The sequence below is a fragment of the Nocardiopsis sp. iso_238 genome (assembly GCF_056173325.1).
Genome location: NZ_CM149668.1, coordinates 772,517 through 794,646, shown reverse-complemented (window position 1 = coordinate 794,646; position 22,130 = coordinate 772,517). Strand labels below are relative to the sequence as shown.

The 22,130-nt window shown below is 72.8% G+C and carries 21 protein-coding genes; 14 read left to right on the top strand and 7 right to left on the bottom strand.

The window, feature by feature from the left end:
* The first annotated feature begins 32 nt into the window (after positions 1–32).
* The 9 genes from AC0VYL_RS03620 (at position 33) to AC0VYL_RS03580 (ending at position 9,044) form a co-directional block, all read left to right on the top strand.
* On the top strand, positions 33–794 hold the full coding sequence (locus AC0VYL_RS03620) for a hypothetical protein (protein ID WP_475482321.1): 762 nt from the start codon (positions 33–35) through the stop codon (positions 792–794).
* A 44-nt stretch (positions 795–838) separates the two neighbouring features.
* The gene (locus AC0VYL_RS03615; RefSeq protein WP_475482320.1) at positions 839–2,002 is read left to right on the top strand and encodes an inositol-3-phosphate synthase; all 1,164 of its coding nucleotides are present in this window, start codon (positions 839–841) and stop codon (positions 2,000–2,002) included.
* The gene (locus tag AC0VYL_RS03610) at positions 1,999–2,880 is read left to right on the top strand and encodes an SCO3242 family prenyltransferase (RefSeq protein ID WP_475482319.1); all 882 of its coding nucleotides are present in this window, start codon (positions 1,999–2,001) and stop codon (positions 2,878–2,880) included. Before AC0VYL_RS03615 ends, AC0VYL_RS03610 begins: the two co-directional genes overlap by 4 nt.
* Positions 2,877–3,746, top strand: coding sequence for a sugar phosphate isomerase/epimerase family protein (locus AC0VYL_RS03605; protein ID WP_475482318.1), 870 nt, complete (start codon positions 2,877–2,879; stop codon positions 3,744–3,746). The genes AC0VYL_RS03610 and AC0VYL_RS03605 overlap by 4 nt, the downstream gene beginning before the upstream one ends.
* A complete protein-coding gene (locus tag AC0VYL_RS03600; protein ID WP_475482317.1) occupies positions 3,743–4,453 on the top strand; it encodes an EboA domain-containing protein in 711 nt (236 codons plus the stop codon). Before AC0VYL_RS03605 ends, AC0VYL_RS03600 begins: the two co-directional genes overlap by 4 nt.
* Before the next feature lie 8 nt (positions 4,454–4,461).
* Entirely contained in the window at positions 4,462–5,373 is a 912-nt protein-coding gene (locus tag AC0VYL_RS03595) for a TatD family hydrolase (RefSeq protein ID WP_475482316.1), read from the top strand.
* Entirely contained in the window at positions 5,370–6,533 is a 1,164-nt protein-coding gene (gene eboE / locus AC0VYL_RS03590; protein ID WP_475482315.1) for a metabolite traffic protein EboE, read from the top strand. Before AC0VYL_RS03595 ends, eboE begins: the two co-directional genes overlap by 4 nt.
* Positions 6,534–6,578: 45 nt before the next feature.
* The gene (locus tag AC0VYL_RS03585) at positions 6,579–7,970 is read left to right on the top strand and encodes an alkaline phosphatase family protein (protein ID WP_475459150.1); all 1,392 of its coding nucleotides are present in this window, start codon (positions 6,579–6,581) and stop codon (positions 7,968–7,970) included.
* 69 nt (positions 7,971–8,039) lie between these two features.
* Positions 8,040–9,044, top strand: coding sequence for a sugar phosphate isomerase/epimerase family protein (locus AC0VYL_RS03580; protein WP_475459148.1), 1,005 nt, complete (start codon positions 8,040–8,042; stop codon positions 9,042–9,044).
* 54 nt (positions 9,045–9,098) lie between these two features.
* On the opposite strand, the gene AC0VYL_RS03575 is transcribed toward AC0VYL_RS03580, so the two are convergent.
* Together AC0VYL_RS03575 and AC0VYL_RS03570 are read right to left on the bottom strand one after the other, a co-directional pair.
* Complete coding sequence (locus AC0VYL_RS03575; RefSeq protein WP_475459146.1) at positions 9,099–9,344, bottom strand: hypothetical protein; 246 nt, start codon at positions 9,342–9,344, stop codon at positions 9,099–9,101.
* A 73-nt stretch (positions 9,345–9,417) separates the two neighbouring features.
* Positions 9,418–10,122 carry a carbonic anhydrase gene (locus AC0VYL_RS03570; protein ID WP_475459144.1) on the bottom strand — a complete coding sequence of 235 codons (705 nt, stop codon included), beginning with the start codon at positions 10,120–10,122 and terminating at the stop codon, positions 9,418–9,420.
* Positions 10,123–10,411: 289 nt separating this feature from the next.
* On the opposite strand from AC0VYL_RS03570, the gene AC0VYL_RS03565 reads away from it, so the two are divergent.
* The 3 genes from AC0VYL_RS03565 (at position 10,412) to rsgA (ending at position 13,366) form a co-directional block, all read left to right on the top strand.
* On the top strand, positions 10,412–11,050 hold the full coding sequence (locus AC0VYL_RS03565) for a TetR/AcrR family transcriptional regulator (RefSeq protein WP_475459142.1): 639 nt from the start codon (positions 10,412–10,414) through the stop codon (positions 11,048–11,050).
* A 149-nt stretch (positions 11,051–11,199) separates the two neighbouring features.
* Positions 11,200–12,048 (top strand): MHYT domain-containing protein, encoded by an 849-nt coding sequence (locus AC0VYL_RS03560; protein ID WP_475482314.1) that lies wholly within the window; start codon positions 11,200–11,202, stop codon positions 12,046–12,048.
* 196 nt (positions 12,049–12,244) lie between these two features.
* Positions 12,245–13,366 (top strand): ribosome small subunit-dependent GTPase A, encoded by a 1,122-nt coding sequence (gene rsgA / locus AC0VYL_RS03555; RefSeq protein ID WP_475482313.1) that lies wholly within the window; start codon positions 12,245–12,247, stop codon positions 13,364–13,366.
* A 6-nt stretch (positions 13,367–13,372) separates the two neighbouring features.
* Here rsgA and AC0VYL_RS03550 read toward each other — a convergent pair whose 3' ends face one another.
* From AC0VYL_RS03550 to metG, 3 genes are all read right to left on the bottom strand, one after another.
* Complete coding sequence (locus AC0VYL_RS03550; protein ID WP_475482312.1) at positions 13,373–14,017, bottom strand: VOC family protein; 645 nt, start codon at positions 14,015–14,017, stop codon at positions 13,373–13,375.
* 58 nt (positions 14,018–14,075) lie between these two features.
* Positions 14,076–14,999 (bottom strand): TatD family hydrolase, encoded by a 924-nt coding sequence (locus tag AC0VYL_RS03545; protein WP_475459135.1) that lies wholly within the window; start codon positions 14,997–14,999, stop codon positions 14,076–14,078.
* 180 nt (positions 15,000–15,179) lie between these two features.
* Complete coding sequence (gene metG / locus AC0VYL_RS03540) at positions 15,180–16,997, bottom strand: methionine--tRNA ligase (protein ID WP_475459127.1); 1,818 nt, start codon at positions 16,995–16,997, stop codon at positions 15,180–15,182.
* 185 nt (positions 16,998–17,182) lie between these two features.
* Here metG and AC0VYL_RS03535 point away from each other — a divergent pair, with 185 nt between their 5' ends.
* Together AC0VYL_RS03535 and secD are read left to right on the top strand one after the other, a co-directional pair.
* On the top strand, positions 17,183–17,644 hold the full coding sequence (locus AC0VYL_RS03535; RefSeq protein WP_475459125.1) for a hypothetical protein: 462 nt from the start codon (positions 17,183–17,185) through the stop codon (positions 17,642–17,644).
* A gap of 120 nt (positions 17,645–17,764) precedes the next feature.
* Positions 17,765–20,419 carry a protein translocase subunit SecD gene (gene secD / locus AC0VYL_RS03530; RefSeq protein ID WP_475482311.1) on the top strand — a complete coding sequence of 885 codons (2,655 nt, stop codon included), beginning with the start codon at positions 17,765–17,767 and terminating at the stop codon, positions 20,417–20,419.
* An 83-nt stretch (positions 20,420–20,502) separates the two neighbouring features.
* On the opposite strand, the gene AC0VYL_RS03525 is transcribed toward secD, so the two are convergent.
* The gene (locus AC0VYL_RS03525) at positions 20,503–21,162 is read right to left on the bottom strand and encodes an AIM24 family protein (protein ID WP_475459122.1); all 660 of its coding nucleotides are present in this window, start codon (positions 21,160–21,162) and stop codon (positions 20,503–20,505) included.
* A gap of 82 nt (positions 21,163–21,244) precedes the next feature.
* Entirely contained in the window at positions 21,245–22,120 is an 876-nt protein-coding gene (rsmI, locus tag AC0VYL_RS03520) for a 16S rRNA (cytidine(1402)-2'-O)-methyltransferase (RefSeq protein WP_475459120.1), read from the bottom strand.
* Positions 22,121–22,130 lie beyond the last annotated feature (10 nt).

Genomic DNA, 22,130 nt, shown 5'->3' with positions numbered 1-22,130 from the left:
CCCGGCCAGTGTCAACCTGACAGGAGGTGCCCGTGAGCACCGATCCCTTGAGCAGCCAGCAGGGGAAGACCCCCTCCCCGGACAGGACCGAGGGGGTTCAATCCTCGAACTCCAACCCCACCACCTGGTGGCTGACCGGTGGCTCCGTGCTGCTGGTCGGCGCCGTCGTCGCCTCGGTGGTGCTCTTCTTCGGGGGCGGGGACGACCAGGTCTCCCCGGACCCGGCCCGGGTGGCGGAGCTGGAGGCCTCCGCCGACGCCCGCCACGTGGACCAGGTGTCCAGCCTGATCGGCCACACCAGGGCCGCGCACGAGGAGCTGGTCCCGGCCCTGGAGGCCCTGAACGGGGTCCTGCCCGCCGACGGCTCCGCGCCCTCCGAGGACTTCCCGGACGACGAGGAGATCGACGGCTGGCTCGGCACGGTCCGCGACGCCGGAGCCCACTTCGAACTCGACGACTCCGGCCGCACCGACTTCAACGTCACCCTCTCCGGGCTGGACGGCTCGGTGGACCTGCTCGGTTCGGCGGTGAGCGCCTACGCCGCCGCCGCTCGGGCCGACGAGGACCAGCGGACCGAACTGCTGGACCTCGCCGCCGACCTGCGCGACCAGGCGGTCACGGCCTGGTCGGTGGCGGCCACCCAGCTCGACATGGTCAGTGTCGACGCCGGACACGGCCACATCCACCTGTACCTGCCCTCCGAGCCCGGCAGCGGCGCCCTCCAGCCGGACGAGGCCGAGGAGGGCGAGGGGGCGACCGGGGACGGTCCGCCGCCCGGCCACGACGGCCACTGACACGAGGTCCACCGGGACGAGCACGACAACCAGCAGGGGAGCACATGACACGCATCGGAGTGTGGTTGGTCGGGGCGCGCGGTTCGGTCGCCACCACGGCCGTCCTGGGGGCGCTGGCCGTGCGGGCGGGCGCCGCCGAGCGGACGGGGTGCGTGACCGAGCGCCCCGAGTTCGCCGACGCTGGCCTGCCCGGCCTCGGTGACCTGGTCTTCGGGGGTCACGACGTCTCGGACACCCACCTGTCCAAGAGCGCGGAGCCGCTGGCCAGGTCGGGCGTGGTCCCACCGCACCTCCCCGAGGCCTTCGCGGACGAGCTCGACGCCGTGGACCGGCGCGTCCGCCGGGGCGTGGAGCCGCGTCCCGAGGGGTTCGCCCGCTGTCACACGGACCGCCTGGAGCAGGACCTGCGCGCGTTCGCGGAGGACGAGGCGGTGGAGCGCGTCGTGGTGGTGGACCTGTCCAGCACCGAGCCCCCGCCGGAGCGGGTGCCCGAGCTCTCCGCGCCCGACCTGCTGGAGGCGGCCCTGGACGCGGGGACCGCACGGATCCCGGCGAGTTCGGTGTACGCGTACGCGGCCCTGCGGGCGGGGTGCTCCTTCGTGGAGTTCACTCCGAACGCGGGGCCGCGCCCGCCCGCGCTGGCGGCCCTGGCCGAGGAGCTGGGGCTGCCGTGGGCGGGTTCGGACGGCAAGACCGGGGAGACCCTGGTCAAGAGCGTGCTCGCGCCGATGTTCGCGGCCCGGGCGCTGCGTGTGCGCTCGTGGTCCTCCCTGAACCTCCTGGGCGGCGGCGACGGGGCGACCCTCTCCGACCCCGCGAGCAACGACAGCAAGACCGCCTCCAAGGCGCGGGGCCTGGAGCACCTGCTGGGGCACCCGGTGGACGGGCCCCTGCACATCGACTACGTGCCCGACCTGGGCGACGCCAAGACCGCCTGGGACCACGTGTCCTTCGAGGGGTTCCTGGGCGCCCGGATGAGCCTCCAGTTCACCTGGTCCGGCTACGACTCGGCGCTGGCCGCGCCACTGGTCCTGGACCTGGCCCGGCTGGCCGCCCACGCCCACCGGACCGGTCGCGCGGGACCGGTCCCGGAGCTGGGCTTCTTCTTCAAGGACCCGGCCGGGAGCGACGTGCACGGGCTGGCCGCGCAGTGGGAGGCGCTCACCGCCTGGTGCGCCGGACCGGCGGAGGGGGCGGGGCGCGGATGAGCCGGAAGCTGGGGTCCCTGGCCCGGCTGGTGCGCCTGCCCGCCGCGTTGACCGTGCTCGGTGACTCCCTCACCGGTGCCGCCGCGGCCGGTCGGCTGGGCCGACCGAGTACCTGGGCGCTCCCCGCCGCCTCGGTCTGTCTGTACTGGGCGGGGATGGCCCTCAACGACTACGCCGACCGCGACCTCGACGCGGTGGAGCGCCCCGAACGCCCGCTCCCCTCGGGGGAGGTGTCCCCGGGTGAGGCCCTGGCGGTGGCGACCGGGCTCACCGCCGCCGGGGTGGGGATCGCGGCGCTGGCGGGGGGCGGCCGGTCCGCGCTGGTGGCGACCGCCCTGGCCACCACGGTGTGGACCTACGACCTCGTCCTGAAGCCCACACCGCTGGCCCCGTTGGGGATGGCGGTCAACCGGGGGCTGGACGTGCTGCTGGGTGCCGGTGACCGGACCGGCGCGGCGGTGCTGCCCGCCGCGGCGATGGCCGCGCACACCTACGGGGTGACGACGCTGAGCCGGGGCGAGGTCCACGGCACCCGCCCGGAGGTGGCCGCCGGGGCGCTGGCCTGCACCCTGACCGGCGCGGTCGTGGCGGCAAACCCGTCGCGCACGGCCCCCGCCACGGCGCGGGGCACGGTGGGCGAGCTGGCCGCCGGGGCCTTCGCGGGCTCGTTCGCGGCCACGGTCGGGCTGGCCCAGGCCCGGGCGGTGGCCGAGCCCAGCGCCGACCACGCGCGGGAGGCGACCGGAATCGGCATCCGGGGGATGATCCCGCTCCAGGCGGCGCTGCTGTCCCGGTACGGGGCGGTCGGCACGGCCTGCGCGCTCGCGGCCGGGGCCCCGGTCACCGCGCGGGCGGCCAGGGCGGTGTCGGTGACATGAGCGAGCACCTGAGGCTGGGGTACGGGACGAACGGGTTCTGGGACCACCGGCTGGACGACGCCCTGGCGATCATCGCCGACCTCGGTTACGAGGGGGTCGGGCTGACCCTGGACCACCCCCACCTGGACCCGTTCTCGTTGGACGTGAACGCCCGGGTGGCGGCGGTCGCCCGCAGGCTGGACGCGCTGGGCCTCGCGGCGGTCGTGGAGACCGGCGCCCGGTACCTGCTGGACCCGCGCCGCAAGCACGAACCCACCCTGGTCTCCGACCGGGACCGCGACGTGCGGGTGGACCTGCTGCGCCGGGCGGTGCGGGTCGCCCACACCCTCGGCGCGGAGGCGGTGTCCTTCTGGTCGGGGATCCTGCCCGCCGGGGCCACCCGGGAGCAGGGTCGGGACCGGCTCCTCGCCGGGGTGGAGAAGGTCCTGGTGACGGCGGACGAGCTCGGCGTGGACCTCGCCTTCGAGCCCGAGCCGGGCATGTTCGCGGAGCGTCTGGAGGACGTCCTGGAACTGCGGCGCGCGCTGGGCGACCCCGCGCGGCTCAGGGTGACGTTGGACGTGGGGCACGGGGTGTGCAACGAACCCGACGGCCCCGAGGGCGCGGTGGCCCGGGCCGGGGAACTGATCGCCAACGTGCAGCTGGACGACATGCGTCCCCGGGTGCACGAACACCTGGAGTTCGGTGAGGGCGACCTCGACCTGGCCGGGGTGCTGGGCGCCCTGGACCGGGCCGGGTACACCGGGCTGGCCTCGGTGGAGCTGCCCCGGCACGGGCACGCGGCGCCGCTGGTCGCGGAGCGCTCCAAGCGGGCGCTGGACGCGGCCTGGGCCCGGGTCCTGGCGGAACGGGGTGAGCGGCAGTGAGCGGCACGGGTGGTCGGACCGGAGGGAGCGGGACCGTGGTGGACGTCGGGGATCTGTTGGCGGAGGGCGCCCGCGCGGAGCTGGCCGCGCTCCGCGCCGAGCTGGCCGAGCGCCCGGAGCGCGTCGCGGTGCTCTTCCCCGCCGCCGCCCGCCGGGTGGCGCGCGGCGCCGGGCCCTCCGGCGATCCCTCCGGGACGGCGGGGCCCACCCTCGACGACCTGGTACGCGCGGACCTGCTGCGCCAGGTGGCCCGGGTGCTGTCCCCCGCCGACCTGGCCGGGGAGGTGGACGCCCTCTACGAGTACGGCGACGCCGAGGAGCGCCGCGCGGTCCTGCACGCGCTCGGCCGCCTCGACACCCGGGAGCCCGAGGTGGCCGCCACCGCCCGCCGCCTGCTGGCCGACGCCCTGCGGACCAACGACACCCGGCTGGTCGCGGCGGCGGCCGCCAGCGGGGCCCAGGCCCTGCTGGACGACCACTCCTGGCGCCAGACCGTGCTCAAGTGCCTGTTCGTCGGAGTGCCGCTGCGCCTGGTGGCGGGGGTGGACGAGCGGGCCGACGCCGAGCTGGCCCGCATGTGCGCGGACTTCGCCCGCGAGCGCGAGCGCGCGGGCCGGGCGGTACCCGCCGACGTCCACCGGGTGCTGGACCGCTTTCCCCGGACCACCGGCACGGACGGCCCTGAGGGTCCGGACCCCCGCTCATAGGAGGCACCATGCGTATCTTCGACCCGCACATCCACATGACCTCGCGGACCACCGCCGACTACCGGGCGATGTACGACGCCGGGGTGCGCGCCCTGGTGGAGCCCGCGTTCTGGCTGGGGCAGCCGCGCACCAGCGTGGGCTCCTTCCGTGACTACTTCGACGGCCTGGTCGGATGGGAGCGCTTCCGGGCCGCCCAGTTCGGTATCCGCCACCACTGCACCATCGCGCTCAACCCCAAGGAGGCCAACGACCCCCGCCTGGCCGGGGTGCTCGACCTCCTCCCCCGCTACCTGGCCAAGGACGGGGTGGTGGCCGTGGGCGAGGTGGGGTTCGACTCGCGCACCTCCGAGGAGGAGAAGGCCTTCCGGCACCAGCTGGACCTGGCCCGGGAGTTCGGTCTGCCGGTTCTGGTACACACCCCGCACCGGGACAAGGTCGAGGGCACCCGGCACACCCTGCGGCTGGTCGAGGAGTCGGGGATCGCCCCGGAGATGGTCCTGGTGGACCACCTCAACGAGACCACCGTGGAGATGGTGCGCGACTCCGGGTGCGTACTGGGCTTCTCCATCTACCCGGACACCAAGATGTCCCCGGAGCGGATGGTGCGGGTGCTGTCCGAGTGGGGCCTGGACCGCATGGTGGTGAACTCGGCGGCCGACTGGGGGCACAGCGACCCCCTGACCACCCTGTACACGGGACAGCGGATGCTGGAGGCCGGGTTCACCGAGGACGACGTGGACCGCGTGCTGTGGCGCAACCCCGTGGAGTTCTACGGGCGCAGCGGCCGCCTGCTGCTGGAGGACGGCGCGGGACCGGCGGCCGGAGCCACCTTCTCGGGCAACTCGATCCTGCGCGGCGAACGCCCGGAGGCGGGTCCGCCGGAAGGCGCGACGGAGGACCCGCGAGGGGGCGCCGCATGAGGTTCCGGCACCCCGACGGCACCGTCGTCCACCTCGCGTACTGCACCAACGTCCACCCGGCCGAGGACCTGGACGGAGTCCTGCGCCAGATCCGGGTGTTCGGCGGCGGGGTCCGCGCTGCCCTGGGCACCGACCGGCTCGGCCTGGGCCTGTGGCTGCCCGCGCCCCTCGCCCGCGAACTGGCCGCCTCCCCCGCGCTGACCGACAGCCTGCGCGCGGGGCTGGCGGCGGCCGGTCTGGAGACCGTCACCCTCAACGCCTTCCCCTACACCGGGTTCCACGCGCCGGTGGTCAAGCACGCCGTGTACTCCCCGGACTGGACCGAGCGCGCCCGTCTCGACTACACGGTGGACTGCGCGCGGGTGCTCGCCCGGCTCATGCCCGACGACGCCGCGCGGGGCAGCGTCTCCACCCTGCCCCTGGCCTGGCGGGAGCCCTGGGACGCCGACCGCCTGGCCGCCGCCCGGGCCCACCTCACCGAGTTCTCCGCCGTGCTGGACGGGCTGGCCGACGCCGGGCGCCCGGTGCGGGTCGGACTGGAGCCCGAGCCCGGCTGCGCCGTGGAGACCACCGGGGACGCCGCCCGCCTGCTCGCGGACCCGCCCCCCCACGTGGGCGTGTGCCTGGACACCTGCCATCTGGCGGTGGGGTTCGAGGAACCCGGCGCCGCGCTGGACCGCCTCACGACCGCCGGGCTGCCGGTGGTCAAGACCCAGGCCTCGGCCGCCGTGGAGGCACCCGACCCGGCCGACCCCGCGACCCGCGCCGCCCTGGCCGCCTTCACCGAGGACCGGTTCCTGCACCAGACCCGCGAACTGGCCGACGGCCGTCTCCGGGCCCGGGACGACCTGCCCGAGGCCCTCGCCGGGCCCCGTCCCCTCGGCGGAGGCGGCCCCTGGCGCACCCACTTCCACGCGCCCCTGCACTCCCCCGCCGCCGCTCCCCTGCGCGGCACCACCGACCACCTCGACCGGACCCTCTCCCTCCTCCTGGGCCCCGACGGCGCCCGCACCGACCACGTGGAGGTGGAGACCTACACCTGGACGGTGCTCCCCGAGGACCGGCGGCCCGACGGCGAGGAGGGACTGATCGCCGGGATCGCCGCCGAACTGGCCTGGGCCCGCGACCGGCTCACCGCGCTCGGGCTCACCCCGCTCTGACGGCCGACCACCGCACGCCACGGCCCACCCAGGAAGGACCGCTCCATGACCAGCCGCCTCCTCGTCGTCAACGCGGTCGGGCTCACCCCCCGCCTGCTCGAACACGCCCCCCGCCTGAGCTCCCTGGCCGATCGCGGGTGGCGGGCCCCGCTGGACACCGTCCTGCCCGCCGTCACCTGCACCGTGCAGTCCACGTTCCTGACCGGGACCGCCCCCGCCGAGCACGGCGCCGTCGCCAACGGCTGGTACTTCCGGGACCTGGGCGAGGTGTACCTGTGGCGCCAGCACAACCGGCTGGTCCAGGGAGAGAAGGTGTGGGAGACCGCCCGCCGCCACCGGCCGGACTTCCGGACCGCCAACGTCTGCTGGTGGTACGCCATGGGCGCCACCACTGACTGGACCGTCACGCCCCGGCCGGTCTACCACGCGGACGGCCGTAAGTCCCCGGACTGCTACACCCGGCCGGTCGGACTGCACGACGAACTCACCTCGGAGCTGGGCCCCTTCCCGCTCTTCAACTACTGGGGGCCGACCGCCTCGATCCGCTCAACCGAGTGGATCGTGGCCGCCACCCGCAGGCTGTTGCCCCGGGCCGACCTCACCCTCTGCTACGTCCCCCACCTTGACTACGACCTCCAGCGCTTCGGCCCGGACTCCGAGGAGGCCCGGCGGGCGGTCCGCGACCTCGACGCCGCGCTCGCCCCGCTGCTGGACGACGCCGAGGCCGCCGGGGCGGCCGTCCTGGTGCTCAGCGAGTACGGGATCACCCCCGCCGACCGGCCCGTGCACGTCAACCGGCTGCTGAGGCGGGAGGGGCTGCTGGAGGTGTACACGCAGGAGGGCATGGAGTACCTGGACCCGTGGGCCTCGCGGGCCTTCGCGGTCTCCGACCACCAGTGCGCGCACGTGTACGTCCGCGACCCCGCCGACCAGCCGAAGGTCGCGGAACTGCTGCGGGAGCTGGACGGGGTCGACCTCGTGCTGGACCGCGAGGCCCAGGCCGGGTACGGGCTCGATCACGAGCGCTCGGGGGAACTGGTCCTGTTCGCCGAACCCGGGGCCTGGTTCACCTACTACTACTGGCTGCGTGACGGGTCAGCCCCCGACTTCGCGCGCGGCGTGGACATCCACCGCAAGCCCGGCTTCGACCCGGCCGAGCTCTTCCTGGACCCCGCCGATCCCCTGGTCAAGGCCAGGGCGGCGGCCAACCTGGTCCGCAAGAAGGCGGGCCTGCGCTACGCGATGAACGTCGTCCCCCTGGACCCGGGCTGTGTCCGGGGCACCCACGGACGCCCGCACGACGATCCCCTGGACGGGCCCCTCGTGCTGTGCACCGACCCCTCGCTCTCCCGTGACCGCGTCGCCGCCACCGAGGTGCGCGACCTCATGCTCGGCCTCGTCGGTGTGCCGGCACCGGCGGGGCCGACCCCGCGCTGAACCGACCGGCGAACCGGGGCCGCGGCCGTCCGGCCCGGCCCCACCCCCCGACACTCTGGAGGCAGCCCGATGACCCGACCGGTCACCCTCTTCACCGGCCAGTGGGCCGACCTGCCCTTCGAGGAGGTGTGCGCGCTCGCCTCCTCCTGGGGCTACGACGGCCTGGAGATCGCCTGCTGGGGCGACCACCTGGACGTGACCCGCGCCGCCGTGGACGACGCCTACGTCCGGGAGCGACGGGAGGTCCTCGAACGCCACGGCCTCGGCGTGTGGGCGATCTCGAACCACCTCCTCGGCCAGGCGGTGTGCGACGACCCGATCGACCACCGTCACCGTGACGTCCTGCCCTCCCGGGTCTGGGGCGACGGCGAACCCGAGGGGGTCCGCCAGCGCGCGGCCGAGGAGATGAAGCTGACCGCCCGGGCCGCCGCGAGGCTGGGCGTGTCCACGGTGGTGGGCTTCACGGGGTCCGCGATCTGGAAGTACGTGGCGATGTTCCCGCCGGTCGGCGCGGACGTGATCGAGGCGGGCTACCGGGACTTCGCCGACCGCTGGAACCCGATCCTGGACGTGTTCGACGAGGTGGGCGTGCGGTTCGCGCACGAGGTGCACCCGTCGGAGATCGCCTACGACTACTGGTCGACCCAGGCGGCGCTGGAGGCCGTGGGGCACCGGGAGGCCTTCGGGCTGAACTGGGACCCCAGCCACATGGTGTGGCAGGACATCGACCCGGTCGGCTTCCTGTGGGACTTCCGAGAGCGGATCTACCACGTGGACTGCAAGGACGCCCGCAAGCGGGTGGGCAACGGCCGCAACGGGCGCCTCGGCTCCCACCTGCCGTGGGGCGACCCGCGCCGGGGATGGGACTTCGTGTCCACCGGTCGCGGTGACGTGCCGTGGGAGGCGTGCTTCCGCGTGCTGAACTCGATCGGGTACGAGGGGCCGATCTCCGTGGAGTGGGAGGACGCGGGGATGGACCGGCTGGCCGGGGCCGCCGAGGCGGTGCGGTTCGTGCGGGCCAACGCCTTCGACGCGCCCGAGGCCTCCTTCGACTCCGCCTTCGGGTCGGACTGACCGCTCCCGGGAGGAGGGGCGTCCGGTGCCACGGGGTGACCCGTGGCACCGGACTCACATCATCGGTGCGATGACCACCCGGTACCGTCCGCCGTCCGCGGTGACCACGTCATGGCGGAAGTCGTTGGTCCGGTTGACCGAACGCTGCACCGCGTCGCTGCCGAAGGCACTGGTGTCCACCGAGGGCAGGTGCTCCCGGAGGGCGCGGACCGCCTCGTCCACGGACAGGGCGGTCCCCCGGTGTTCGGGGGTGATGCGTCGGCCCCCGTCGGTGAGCCGACTGATCGCGATCCGGAACATACCGGGTCTCCCTGCGCTGCCGGGGGAAGGTCACCGGCATTCTCCCCCATACTCGGCGGACTGGCCAGTGGGGTCAGAGCCAGGCGACCTTGGAGTCCTCGAGGTCGTAGCGCGCGGAGACGATCTCCAGCTTGCCCTCGGTGACGAACCTGCCCAGCTCACTGTCGTCGCGCAGGCGCTGCGCGATGTGCTCGGCGTTGGCCCGGACGCAGGCGTCGAGGAAGTCCACGCCGTCGTCGGGGGTGGACTCCACGACACCCAGGATCTCCGCGACCAGTCCGCCGATGTGGCCGTGCGGGAGCTGGCCGGTGCGGTGGGCCTGGACCGCGGCGTCGACGGCGCCGCAGGTCTGGTGGCCCATCACGACGATGAGCGGCGTGTGCAGGTGCTCCACGGCGTAGGTGAGGCTGCCGAGCACCGAGCCGTCGAGGACCTGGCCCGCCGAGCGGATGGTGAAGAGGTCGCCCAGCCCCTGGTCGAAGACGAGCTCCGGGGGGACCCGGGAGTCGGCGCAGCCGAGGATGGTCGCGAAGGGGGCCTGGCCGTTGACCAGCTGCTCACGGCGGGGTCTGCCCTCGTTCGGGTGTCTGGACAGGTACTGCGACCAGCGCTGGTTGCCCTCCTTGAGGAGGCGCAGGGCCTCCTGCGCGGTCTGGGCGACGGGTGCGGCGGGGGCCGTGTCGGCCCAGGCCAGGGAGGCGGGGATCGTGGTGGCGACGGCGGCACCGACACCACCGAGCAGCGACGCCTTGAAGGCACCGCGACGGGTTATGGCCATTTGGGGCTCTTTTTCCGTTTCACGAACAAAATGACTTTTGCCAGCAAAGCGGGTAAAAGCTACTCCTGGTGTGCGAGCCCCTACAAGGGGATTAACGGGTCCCTAACGACAGTTGGCCACATTCAGCCATCCGGGAATCAGACGCGCCTCCGGGCATGAGCCGTACGGCCGGGAACCAGGGTTGCCTACCGACCGTTCGTTCAGTAAACAGGTTCCCAAGGTGGGCGACCCGGCCCGACCAGGCGGCCCCGCGCACGTCCGCCCCCGTCAGGAGGTAGATTCGACAACCGTGTCCCGATCTTCCGCACCCGAACCAGCCACCCCGAGACAGACCGGCAGGCGCCGCTCCGGACGTCCGGGGCACGACGCCGACTCCGTGCTCCGCGTGGCCGCTCGCGTGTTCAACGAACGCGGCTACGACGGAACGAGCATGGAGGACCTGGCCCGCGCCCTCGGCGTGACCAAGTCCGCGATCTACCACCACGTCACGGGCAAGACCGAACTCCTGCGCCAGTCCCTGGACCTGGCCATGGACGCGCTGTTCGAGGTCACCCGCGAGGAGGGCGCGACCACCGGACCGGCCATCGCTCGGCTCGAACACGTGCTGCGCGGCAGCGTCCGGGTGCTCGTCGAGGAGCTGCCCCACGTCACCCTCCTGCTGCGGGTGCGCGGCAACACCGAGGTGGAGAAGCACGCCCTGGAACGGCGCCGCAGGTTCGACCACCTCATCGCGGACCTGGTCCGCGAGGGCGTGGTCGACGGGGACATCCGCAGCGACGTCGACCCGGCGGTCGCCTCCCGCCTGCTCTTCGGCATGGTCAACTCGGTCGTCGAGTGGTACAAGCCGGACCGCGGCATGTCCTGCGAGGAGATCGCTGACTCCCTGTGCCACATCGCCTTCGAGGGGTTGCGGTCGCACCGGGACTGAGCCACCCCGGCGGCCCCGGCGGCCCCACTGGCCACATCAGGCCAGCGGATCGGCGGTGGAACCCTGGCCATCGGTGACGGGGGTCCCTACGCTCCATGAACAGGGGTCACGACTGTGACCCACGTCATGGAAAGCAGAGAACAGGGACCGTGTCCGATCTCCTCCCCCAAGGCTGGATGACGCCCTCGATCGCCTACGCCATCTCGGCCGTCGGCGCCTTCCTGGGCCTCTCCTTCGCCGCCAGGGCCCGCCGTACGACCGGCTTCTTCCGATGGCAGTGGCAGGCGCTGGCCGCGGTCTCCCTCGGCGGTATGGCCGTCTGGGCGATGCACTTCGTCGCCATGCTCGGCTTCACCATCCCCGGCACGCCGCTGCGCTACGACGGCCTCCTGACCGCCGTCAGCGGCGTGATCCCCGTCGTGGTCTCGGTCCTCGCCCTCCAACTGGTGCTCCGAGCGGCCACCGCCGTCCGCGTCCTGGCCAGCGGACTCCTGCTCGGCTCCGGGATCGTCGCCATGCACCACGTCGGCGTGGCCGCCATGAACCTCCACGGCACCCTGCACCACGACCCGTTCACCGTGGCCTTGTCCGCCGTGATCGCCGTGGTCGCCGCCACCGTCGCCCTGTGGTGCGCCGTCCAGCGGTCCGGGCCGATCGCGACCGTCCTCGCCTCCCTGGTCATGGCGGGCGCGGTCACCGCCACGCACTACACGAGCATAGCCGGGACACACGTCGTCCCGGCCGACTTCACCCCCGTCTCCGCCCCCGACGGCGCCAAGGCGTGGGACCTGCTGCTGCCGGTGATCACCGGCCTGTTGGTCCTCCTGCTGATCTGCAGCCTCTTCCTCCTGCTCGGTGACGACGAGGAGTACGAGCGCGGGAACCGTCCCTCGCCCCGGGCGGCGGAGCACGGGGACGCCGAGGAGGCCTACACCCCCCGGCACGGCGTCCCCGCGGTTCCCCGGCCCGGGGACGACGTGTGGACCCGGCGCCGCTGAGCGCCCGCGGGAAAACCACTGGCACCGCGCCGAGGCCCTGTCCTAGGGTCGGTGCGTGCCGTGCGGTCCGCGCCGGCCGCTGACGAGAGGAGCACGCCATGGCCCGCCTCATGCCTGGCCCCGGTATCCGAACCTCGATCGTCAGCGAGCCCTAGGTCGCGTCCAGCGGCGGCTCGCGCTCCTCAGAGAGAGCACTGTGAGTCACCACAGCACGAACACCACATCCGAAGAACACCCCGCCCACCCGCTCTCGGTCCTGGGCTGGAACCCCCGCGTCGAGGCGGCCTTCGACGCCGTCGCCCACGGCCGACCGGAGGTCCTGCTCCCCGCACGGGTCTCCGAGGCCCGCCGGGGCGCCGTCGGCGTCCGCCTTCCGGGGCACGAGACCGCCGCCCTGTCACCCGCGGTGCGCAGGGCGGCGGAGGCCGACCCCTTCACCGCTCCGACCAGCGGCGACTGGGTGGCCGTCCGCAGGTCCGGCGACACGTGGCTGGTGGAGGCGGTCCTGGAGCGCTCCGGAACCCTCGTCCGCCAGGGCGTGGCCAAGGACTCCCACGACCAGGCCCTGGCCGCCAACGTCGACGCCGTCCTGATCTGCGAGGCGGCCGACCAGGGCCCCAACGTGGGGCGTCTGGAGCGGTTCCTCAGCCTGGCCTGGACCAGCGGCGCCACGCCGGTCGTGGCCGTCACCAAGGCCGAACTCGCCGGTGACCGCCTTCCCGAGGTGGTCGAACTGGTCGAGTCGGTCACCACCGGCGCCGAGGTGCACACCGTCAGCGCGCACACCGGCCTGGGGCTGGCGGCGTTGTCCGCCAAGCTGCGTCCCGGGGCCACCTGGGTCCTGCTCGGCACCTCCGGCGCCGGGAAGTCCAGTCTGCTCAACGCGCTGGCGGGGCGCACCGTCATGGAGACCGGCGGGATCCGTGACGATCGGCGCGGCCGCCACACCACCACGCACCGTCAGCTGATCCCCATGCCCGGGGGCGCGCTGTTCCTGGACATCCCGGGGGTGCGCCGCATCGACGTGCCCGGGGACGGGACCGGTGTGGACCGCACCTTCTCCGACGTCAACGAGCTGGCCGAGCGGTGCCGGTTCCGGGACTGCTCCCACGGCGCGGAACCCGGGTGCGCGGTCAGGGCCGCCGTGGACGACGGGGAGCTGGACTCCGGGCGCCTCGAACGCTGGTTCAGGCTGCGCCGCGAGGCCGAGTGGAACCGGTCGAGGGGCGACGCCCGCATGCGTGCGGAGCGCCGTAAGGAGTGGAAGCGCAACACCCGCGAGGGCCGGGAGGCGGGCCGCCTGAAGCGCGGCCACTGATCCCGGTCAGTCCCGTCCGAGCTCCGTGCAGACGCAGGCCTGGTTGCCGTCCCGGTCAGCCAGGACGACGAACGTCGGGGCCCGGCTGTCGTCGACGACGCGTCCGCCCGCCGAGACCGCCGAGGCGATCCGTGCCTCGGCGGTCTCGGGCGGGACGACGACGTCGAGATGGAAGCGTTGCCGGTCCGGTGCGGTGGAGTCGGTCTTCTGGAACCACAGGGTCGGGCTGCCTCCCGCCGGATCGACGACCTCGCCGTCCACCTCACCGGCTGCCAGGAGAGCGGTCCAGAAGGGACGGACCGCGTCCGAGACCGGCGTGTCCAGGGCCAGTTCCAGCACCTGGACGCGCTCGGGTCGCGGGGTCAGCCCGCGCTCGGAAGCGAGTGCGGTGATCCTCTCCGCCAGGCGGACCTCCCGTGGGGTGACCTCTCCGGTCTCACGGTCACGCAGCGCGAACTGGACGTGTCCCGCGCGCAGGTCCGCGTCGGGAGGATGCCCGGCCTCCTCGGCCACCTCGGCCACGGCGGCCACCAACGCCGCGCCCGCTCCGAACGATCCGGTGTCGAACCTGGCCCGCAACGCGCCCAGTAGCCACCGCCACTCCGCGAGGTCGATCTCCCCGGCCCTGAGTCCCGTGCTTCGTCTCACCATGCCGCGACCCTAGGGGAAGGGCCCGTCACTCGGCCAGCTCCGGAGCGGTTCGGGCCGGTCAGAACCCGAAGGCCCGGCGGGCGTTGTCGGCGACGATCCCGGCCAGCTCCTCCTCACCGAGCCCCTTGGTCTCGGCCAGCACCCGCAGGGTGAGCGGGATGAGGTAGGGGGCGTTGGGGCGGCCCCGGTAGGGCTTGGGGGTGAGGAAGGGGGCGTCGGTCTCCACCAGGACCAGCTCGGGCGGGGCGACCTTGGCCGCCTCTCGCAGGGGCTCGGCGCTGGCGAAGGTGACGTTCCCGGCGAAGCTCATGAAGTAGCCCCGCTCGGCGCACACCCGGGCCATGTCGGCGTCGCCGGAGAAGCAGTGGAAGACCACCCTCTCCGGCGCGCCCTCCTCCTCCAGGACGCGGAGGACGTCCTCGTGCGCCTCGCGGTCGTGGATCATGAGCGCCTTGCCGTGCCTCTTGGCGATGGCGATGTGGCGGCGGAACGACAGCTCCTGGGCGCGGGCGCCCTCGGGACCGGTGCGGAAGGTGTCCATCCCGGTCTCTCCGACCGCCACCACCTGCGGCAGCGCCGCCAGCGCGTCGATCTCGGCCAGCTCGGCCTCCAGGGCCTCGGTCCCCCCGGCGGGTCGTGCCTTCCCCGCCCAGTCGGTGTCGTCGGCCTCCACGCCCTCGGCGCCGTCGCCGTGCACCACGCGGGGGGCCTCGTTCGGGTGCAGGGCCACGGCGGCCCACACCCTGCCGGGGTGCCTGGCGGCGGTCTCGGCCGCCCAGCGGGAGGAGGGGAGGTCGACGCCCACCTGTACGAGCGGGGTCACGCCCACGGCCTCCGCCGCGGCGATGATCTCCTCGACCTCGGGGGTCTGCATGTCCATGTGGGTGTGGCTGTCGGCCACCGCGACCCGCAGCGGCTCGGGTGCCGGGGGCGGGGTCTGCGCGTTGCGCTCCCTGACCGCACTGCCCTTGCGTCTGCCCATGTCATGCCCCCATCACGTGTACTGCGTGCGCCGTGGTGATTCTAGGCGGCCCGCGCCCTCGGATCGGCCGGTGATTGGTTCATCATTGACTCGGCGCCCCGCTGAGGCCGCCGCCCGGACACGAAGGAGGCGGGCGCCGGTCCACGTGGACCGGCGCCCGCCTCGGCGTCGGGTCGGAACCTACTCGGCGTCACCGGCCAGGCGCGCCAGCTCCTCGTCCACCACGGACGGGTCGAGCTTGGTGAACAGCGGGGTGGGACGGCTCAACGGGGTGCCCACCGCGATCGGCGCGGACTCCCAGCGGGCCGCGTTGTCGGCGTAGTCACCGGTGATCACCGGGTAGTCCACCTTCTCCTCGGAGCCGCCGATGGTGTCGTGGCCGGACTCGATGCGCGGCATCCCGGTCCAGGTGCCCGTGCCCCCGAGCATCGCGTACACCTTGTTGGCCGACTCCGGCAGGAACGGCGTGAGCAGGGTGTTGGCGTCGCTGACCAGCTGGAGGGAGACGTGCAGGACGGTCGCCATCCGCTCCGGGTCGGTCTTCTTGAGCGCCCACGGGGCCTGGTCGGAGATGTACTTGTTGGCCTCGGCCACGGTGCGCATGGCCTCCTGGAGACCGGCCTTGAACTGCGACCTCTCCAGACGGGCGCCCACGGTGGCGAAGGCCTCCCGGGAGGCCGCCAGGACCGCGCGGTCCTCGTCGTTCAGCTCACCGGCGGCGGGGATCTCACCGAGGTTCTTGGCCGCCATCGAGATGGAGCGGTTGACCAGGTTGCCCCAGGCCGCCACCAGCTCGTCGTTGTTGCGGCGGACAAACTCGGCCCACGTGAAGTCGGTGTCCTGGTTCTCCGGGCCCGCGGCCATGATGTAGTACCGCAGCGCGTCGGCGGAGTAGCGCTCCAGGAAGTCACGCACGTAGATCACGACACGGCGCGAGGAGGAGAACTTCTGCCCCTCCATGGTGAGGAACTCGCTGGAGACGACCTCGGTGGGGACGTTCAGCTCACCGAACGGGCCGACCTCGCCGCCCTGGTCGCCCTTACCGCTCGCGCCGAGCAGGATCGACGGCCAGATGACCGAGTGGAAGACGATGTTGTCCTTGCCCATGAAGTAGAAGGACTCGTTGTCCTCCCCCTGCCACCAGCGGCGCCAGGCCTCGGGCTCACCGATGCGCTCGGCCCACTCGATGGACGCGGACAGGTAGCCGATCACCGCGTCGAACCACACGTAGACGCGCTTGGCGGCGTTGTCGCTCCACCCGTCCAGCGGGATCGGCACGCCCCAGGTGAGGTCACGGGTGACCGCGCGCGGCTGGAGGTCCTCCACCAGGTTCAGGGAGAACTTGAGGACGTTGGGGCGCCACTCGCCCTCCTTGCCCTTGAGCCACTCGGTGAGGACGTCCGCGAAGGCGGGCAGGTCGAGCATGAAGTGCTCGGTGTCCACGAACTCCGGCGTCTCGCCGTTGATCCGCGAGCGGGGCGAGAGGAGGTCGATCGGGTCGAGCTGGTTCCCGCAGTTGTCGCACTGGTCGCCGCGCGCGCCGTCGAAGCCGCAGATCGGGCAGACGCCCTCGATGTAGCGGTCGGGCAGCGTACGGCCGGTGGACGGGGAGATCGCGCCCTTGGTGGTGCGCGTGAAGACGTAGCCGTTCTCGTAGAGCGTGGTGAACAGCTTCTGGACGACCGAGTAGTGGTTGCCGGTCGTGGTGCGGGTGAACAGGTCGTAGGACAGACCGAGCGCGACCAGGTCCTCCGCGATGATCCGGTTGTAGCGGTCGGCCAGTTCCCGGGCGCTCACGCCCTCCTGGTCGGCCAGCACCTGGATCGGGGTGCCGTGCTCGTCGGTGCCGCTGACCATCAGCACGCTGTTCCCCGACATTCGCTGGAAGCGCGAGAAGACGTCGGAGGGGACCCCGAAACCGGAGACGTGGCCGATGTGGCGCGGGCCGTTGGTGTAGGGCCAGGCGACCGCGGTCAGGATGTGGCGATTCGACGACATGCCTCAAGACTAAAGGTGGCCCGGGGCGTCCGAGCACCAAACGGCGCCCCGGAGGCCGCTCGTCCACAGGGGCGACCACGTGATTCCCCCGGAAGGGTGCCTACCCGTATGCTCTGCTGGATGGAGCCGCGTGCCCCCGGGGCACCGGCCCGAGCCAGCACGACCCTCCAACCCGGCCTGAGGCGGTGGTCACCACGGTTACCCGTGCCCTACCCCGCCCTGCCCTGCGGACCGGATCGCTGATCACCAGCGTGGTCCTGCTGGTCATCCTGTCCTTCCCCGTGGCCTCCGGCCTCTCCGGGGAGAGGGACACCGTCGCCCTGCCCTCACACGGAGGGCACAGCGCCCCCGAGCGCGACGCCGCGCAGGCCCCCGACGACGACCCCTCGGGGACGTCGGAGGAGGCCCACCCGTACCGCGGGACCGAGACGGTCTCGCTCGGGCCGCCCGTCTCCGTCTGCGACCAGCGGTCGGTGCTCCGGGACCTGCCCGACGCCGTCCCCGCGTGCGCACTGCGCCTGGCGGTGTGGGACCAACCCTGGTGGCCGCTGCCCCTGCCGCACCACGACCCCGTTCCCGAACGGGTCGACGCGGAGGAACTGCCGCCCACCCGGGCACCGCCTCTCACCGCGCACACCCTCGTCTGACCATCCCGGTCGGCCGCCTCCCGGAGCCGCGACGGCGCCGGGACCGGCCTCACGCACCCCCCGCCCGGCGCCGCCGGGCACGCGACCGGTACCCACCATCCGCAGTGAGAGGTTCACCCCTTGTCCAGTCAAACGGGAGCCGGGGCGCGCTGGACACGCGCGCTCATCTCCCTCCTCGTCATCCTCGTCGCGTTCGGCGCGGCGTGGTTCATCCCTCCGCGCCTGGGTCTCGACCTCAGCGGCGGCACGCAGATCGTCCTGGAGACCCAGGACGGCACCGACGGCACCCAGGCCAACTCGGAGAACACCGACAAGGTCGTCGAGGTGCTGCGCCAGCGCATCGACCGCCTCGGTGTGGCCGAGGCGACCATGTCCCGGTCCGGTGAGAACCGGATCATCGTCGAGCTCCCGGGCGTGCAGGACCCGGCGGAGGCCGCGCAGATCGTCGGCCAGACCGCCCAGCTGTCCTTCCACGAGGTCCTGGGCGTCGGCGAGCAGGGCGGCCAGGGCGTCCAGGCACCCGGCGGCGGCGACTTCGCCAACGCCCCCGCGGACGAGGCCCGCGCCCCCTCCGACGGCCAGGACGGCGCCCCCGAGGGCGCTCCCGAGGGCGGCGGCGAGCTGCCCGAGGGTATGGAGGGCATGGAGGGCCTGGAGGACATGCTCGGCGGCCAGGGCGGCATGCCGCAGGCCCCGGCGGGCCCGTCGGCGGAGAACCCCGAGGACGTCGCCCTGACCCTGCCCGACGAGCAGGGCAACATGCTCCAGCTGGGTGAGACCTTCATCCAGGGCGACCGGGTCTCCACCGCCGACGCCGGTCTCGACAGCGCCAACCGCGCCCAGTGGGTCGTCAACGTCAGCTTCCGCGGCGAGGGCCGCGACCAGTGGCGCGAGCTCACCGGCCAGGCCGCCTGCTACAACGACGGCGACCCCCGCCGCCGCGTGGCGATCGTGCTGGACGACCAGATCATCTCCGCCCCGCAGGTGGGCCTGGAGATCGGCTGTGACGCCGGTATGTCCGGTGGTCAGACCACCATCAGCGGCAACGACTTCACCAGCGAGAGCGCCAACGAGCTGGCCGTGCTGATCGAGGGCGGCTCGCTTCCGCTGCCGGTCACCGAGGTCCAGCGCCAGACGGTCGGCCCGACCCTCGGTGCCGCCGCCATCGAGGCCAGCGCCATCGCCGCGCTCCTCGGTATCGCCTTCACCGCCCTCTACATCACGGTGGTCTACCGGCTGGTGGGCTTCCTGGCGTCGATCGCCCTGGCGTTTTACACGCTGATCGCCTACGGAGCGCTGGTCGCCTTGGGGGCCACACTGACCCTGCCGGGTCTGGCCGGTTTCGTGCTGGCGATCGGTATGGCCATCGACGCGAACGTGCTGATCTTCGAGCGCGCGCGTGAGGAGTACCAGCGACAGCAGCGGACGTACGAGGCGAACAAGTCCGCCGGGATGAAGGACGCGGGCGAATCCGAGGGGTCCAAGGCCGAGAGCGGCGCCCTGGCCCGACGTCGCCGCCGCGCCATCGCGCCCAACCTGGAGAAGGCCTTCGTCCAGGGCTCGCAGAAGGCCTGGAGCGCGGTGCTCGACACCAACGTCACCACGCTCCTCGCCGCCGGTCTGCTGTTCTTCTTCGCGTCCGGCACGGTGCAGGGCTTCGGCGTCACGCTGAGCATCGGCACCATCGCCTCGATGGTCTCCGCGCTGATCATCGCGCGCGTGTTCGTCGAGTGGGCCGTGCGCCGCGCGGTCATCAAGAAGCACCCGTCGGTCACGGGGCTCAACCGCATCGGCCCGATCCGCACCTGGCTGGTCGAGAAGAACCCGCAGCTGATGGACTTCCGCCGCGTCGCGCTCATCGCCGCGGCCCTGGTCGTGGTCGCCGCGATCGCGGCCCCGCTGGTCCGCGACACCAACCTGGGCGTGGAGTTCACCGGCGGCCGGGTCATGGAGTACGAGATCACCGGCGACGAGACGCTCTCGGTCGACGAGGCGCGCTCGCTCATCTCCGGTCTCAACTTCCCGGGTTCGGACACGGCCGTGGTGCAGGAGTCCGGTGACGGCGACATCGCCGTGCGCACCGGTGACATCTCCGACACCGAGGCCGCCACCATCGCCGACGCCCTCTCCGAGGAGACCGGCGGCGTGGAGCTGGTCAGCGACGAGCTGATCGGTCCGAGCATGGGCGACGAGCTGCGCAACCGGGCCCTGATCGCCCTGGGCGCGGCCCTCGCCCTTCAGATGATCTACCTGGCCTGGCGCTTCCGCTGGTCCTTCGGTGTCTCCACCATGCTGTCGCTGGCCTTCAACATGGTGCTGGTCATCGGGCTGTTCATCTGGCTGGGCAAGCCGATCGACGGTGTCTTCCTCGCCGCGATCCTGAGTGTCATCGGCTTCACGGTCAACGACACGGTGGTGGTGTTCGACCGTGTCCGGGACGAGTGGGCGAGGGACGACAAGTCCTCGTTCAAGGAGATCGCCAACCGCGCGGTGCTCAACACCCTGCCGCGTACGGTCAACACGACCGTCGGCGCGTGGATCATCCTGAGCTTCCTCACCTTCCTCGGTGGGTCCTCGCTCCAGGACTTCTCCATCGCGATGCTGGTCGGTCTGACCACCGGTGTGGTCTCCACCGTGTTCGTCGCGGTGCCGCTGGCCATCTGGCTCCAGAAGTGGGACCGGACGCCGGCCCCGCACGTGCTCAAGGAGCGCAAGGCCAAGGAGAAGGTGGCCGCCAAGGCCGCCCGCGACGCCGACGACGGCGCCGTGGTCTGATCCGCTCCACTGGCAGAGGAGGGGCCCCGGTCCGCGCGGTGTGCGCGGACCGGGGCCCCTCCCCGTCCCGGGGGTTCGTCCCGTCAGCCCTGGGTCGGCACGGGGGCGCCCTCGGAGGCCTGGACCAGCACGAAGCCCTGGCCCTCCAGGGAGAGCTGGAAGGCCTCACCGCTGCCGCGCCCGACGATGGCGCCCGCCTTGACCGTGCGCCGGATGCCGGTCCGCAGCGTGCTGGACCAGGCCACGGCGGCGTCGGTGTCGACGAAGGTGGGCTGGTCGATGTTGAGCAGCACCGGCGTGCCGTGGCAGGCGACCGCCACCCGGCCGTGTCCGCTGAACACCGTGTTGAACAGGCCCCCGGCCATCATCCCGGCGCCCTGGACGCGGCGGATGTCCCACTCCAGGCTCGGTTCGAAGGCCAGCACGTTCTCCCCGCTGACCGTGATGGAGTCCCCCTCCAGGTCGATGAGGTGGACGTCCCAGGCGTCCCGCGCCAGGAAGACGTCGCCCTGCCCGGAGACCCGCATCAGCGGCATGCCCTCACCGGTGAAGGCCTTCTTGAAGAACTTCCCCACGCTCCCCGCGCCCTGGTAGGAGAAGTCGATGTTGCCCTGGTAGGCGACCATGGAGCCCTGCCGGGCGAGGAACTCGCCGTTCAGGCCCACCCTCAGCATCTTGTGGTTCTGGAGGTGCATACCGGGCCGCTGGGTCTCCTGGGCCTGCTGGAAGAGTGCGCTGCGCATGGTGGGATCCTCGTTCCTGTCTCCGGTTACTGCCAGGTTCGACGCTCCCCGTCCGAAAAGGTTCCGACCAGGGACGAAACTCTCACTCGGCCTCGACGACCCCGTGCACCAGGTCGTACACGCGGCGCTTGGGAACCCCGGTCTCCTTGGCGACCCGGGTGATCGCCTCCTTGCGGCGCACGCCCTCCTCCTCCAGCGCGGCCACGGCCTCCACCAGGTCGGTGTCGCTGGTGCGCTCGGCCCGGGGGCGGGCGCCCTCCACGACCACGGAGATCTCGCCGCGCACCCCCTCGGCGGCCCACGCGGCCAGCTCCCCGAGGCCGCCCCGGCGCACCTCCTCGTAGGTCTTGGTGAGCTCGCGGCACACCGCCGCCCTGCGGTCCGCGCCGAAGGCCCCGGCCATCGCCTCCAGGGTCGCGGCGATCCGGTGCGGACTCTCGAAGAACACCATGGTGCGGCGCTCGTCGGCCAGCTCGCCCAGGTACCCCTTCAGGCCCTTGCGCGGCGGGAAGCCCTCGAAGCAGAATCGGTCGGTGGGCAGTCCGGACACCACCAGGGCGGTGGTCACGGCCGACGGACCGGGGATGGCGGTGACCGTGATCCCCTCGTCCGCGCAGGCGGCGGCCAGACGGTAGCCGGGGTCGGAGACCCCGGGCATCCCGGCGTCGGTGACGACCAGGACCTCCTCGCCGTTCCGGAGGTCGTCGAGCAGTTCCTCGCTCCGGCGGGTCTCGTTCTGGTCGTAGTAGGAGACGATCCGGGCACCGGTCGAACCGCCCAGCCGGAGCCCCACACGGGAGGCGAACTGCTTGAGCCGACGGGTGTCCTCGGCCGCGATCACGCGCGCGTTCTCCAGCGCGTGCAGCAGTCGGGGCGGTGCGTCCTCCTGGTTCCCGATGGGAAGGCCCGCCAGCACGAGCCTCCCGACTCGCCGCGTCCCGTCAACGTCCTCAACCACTGTGATCCCC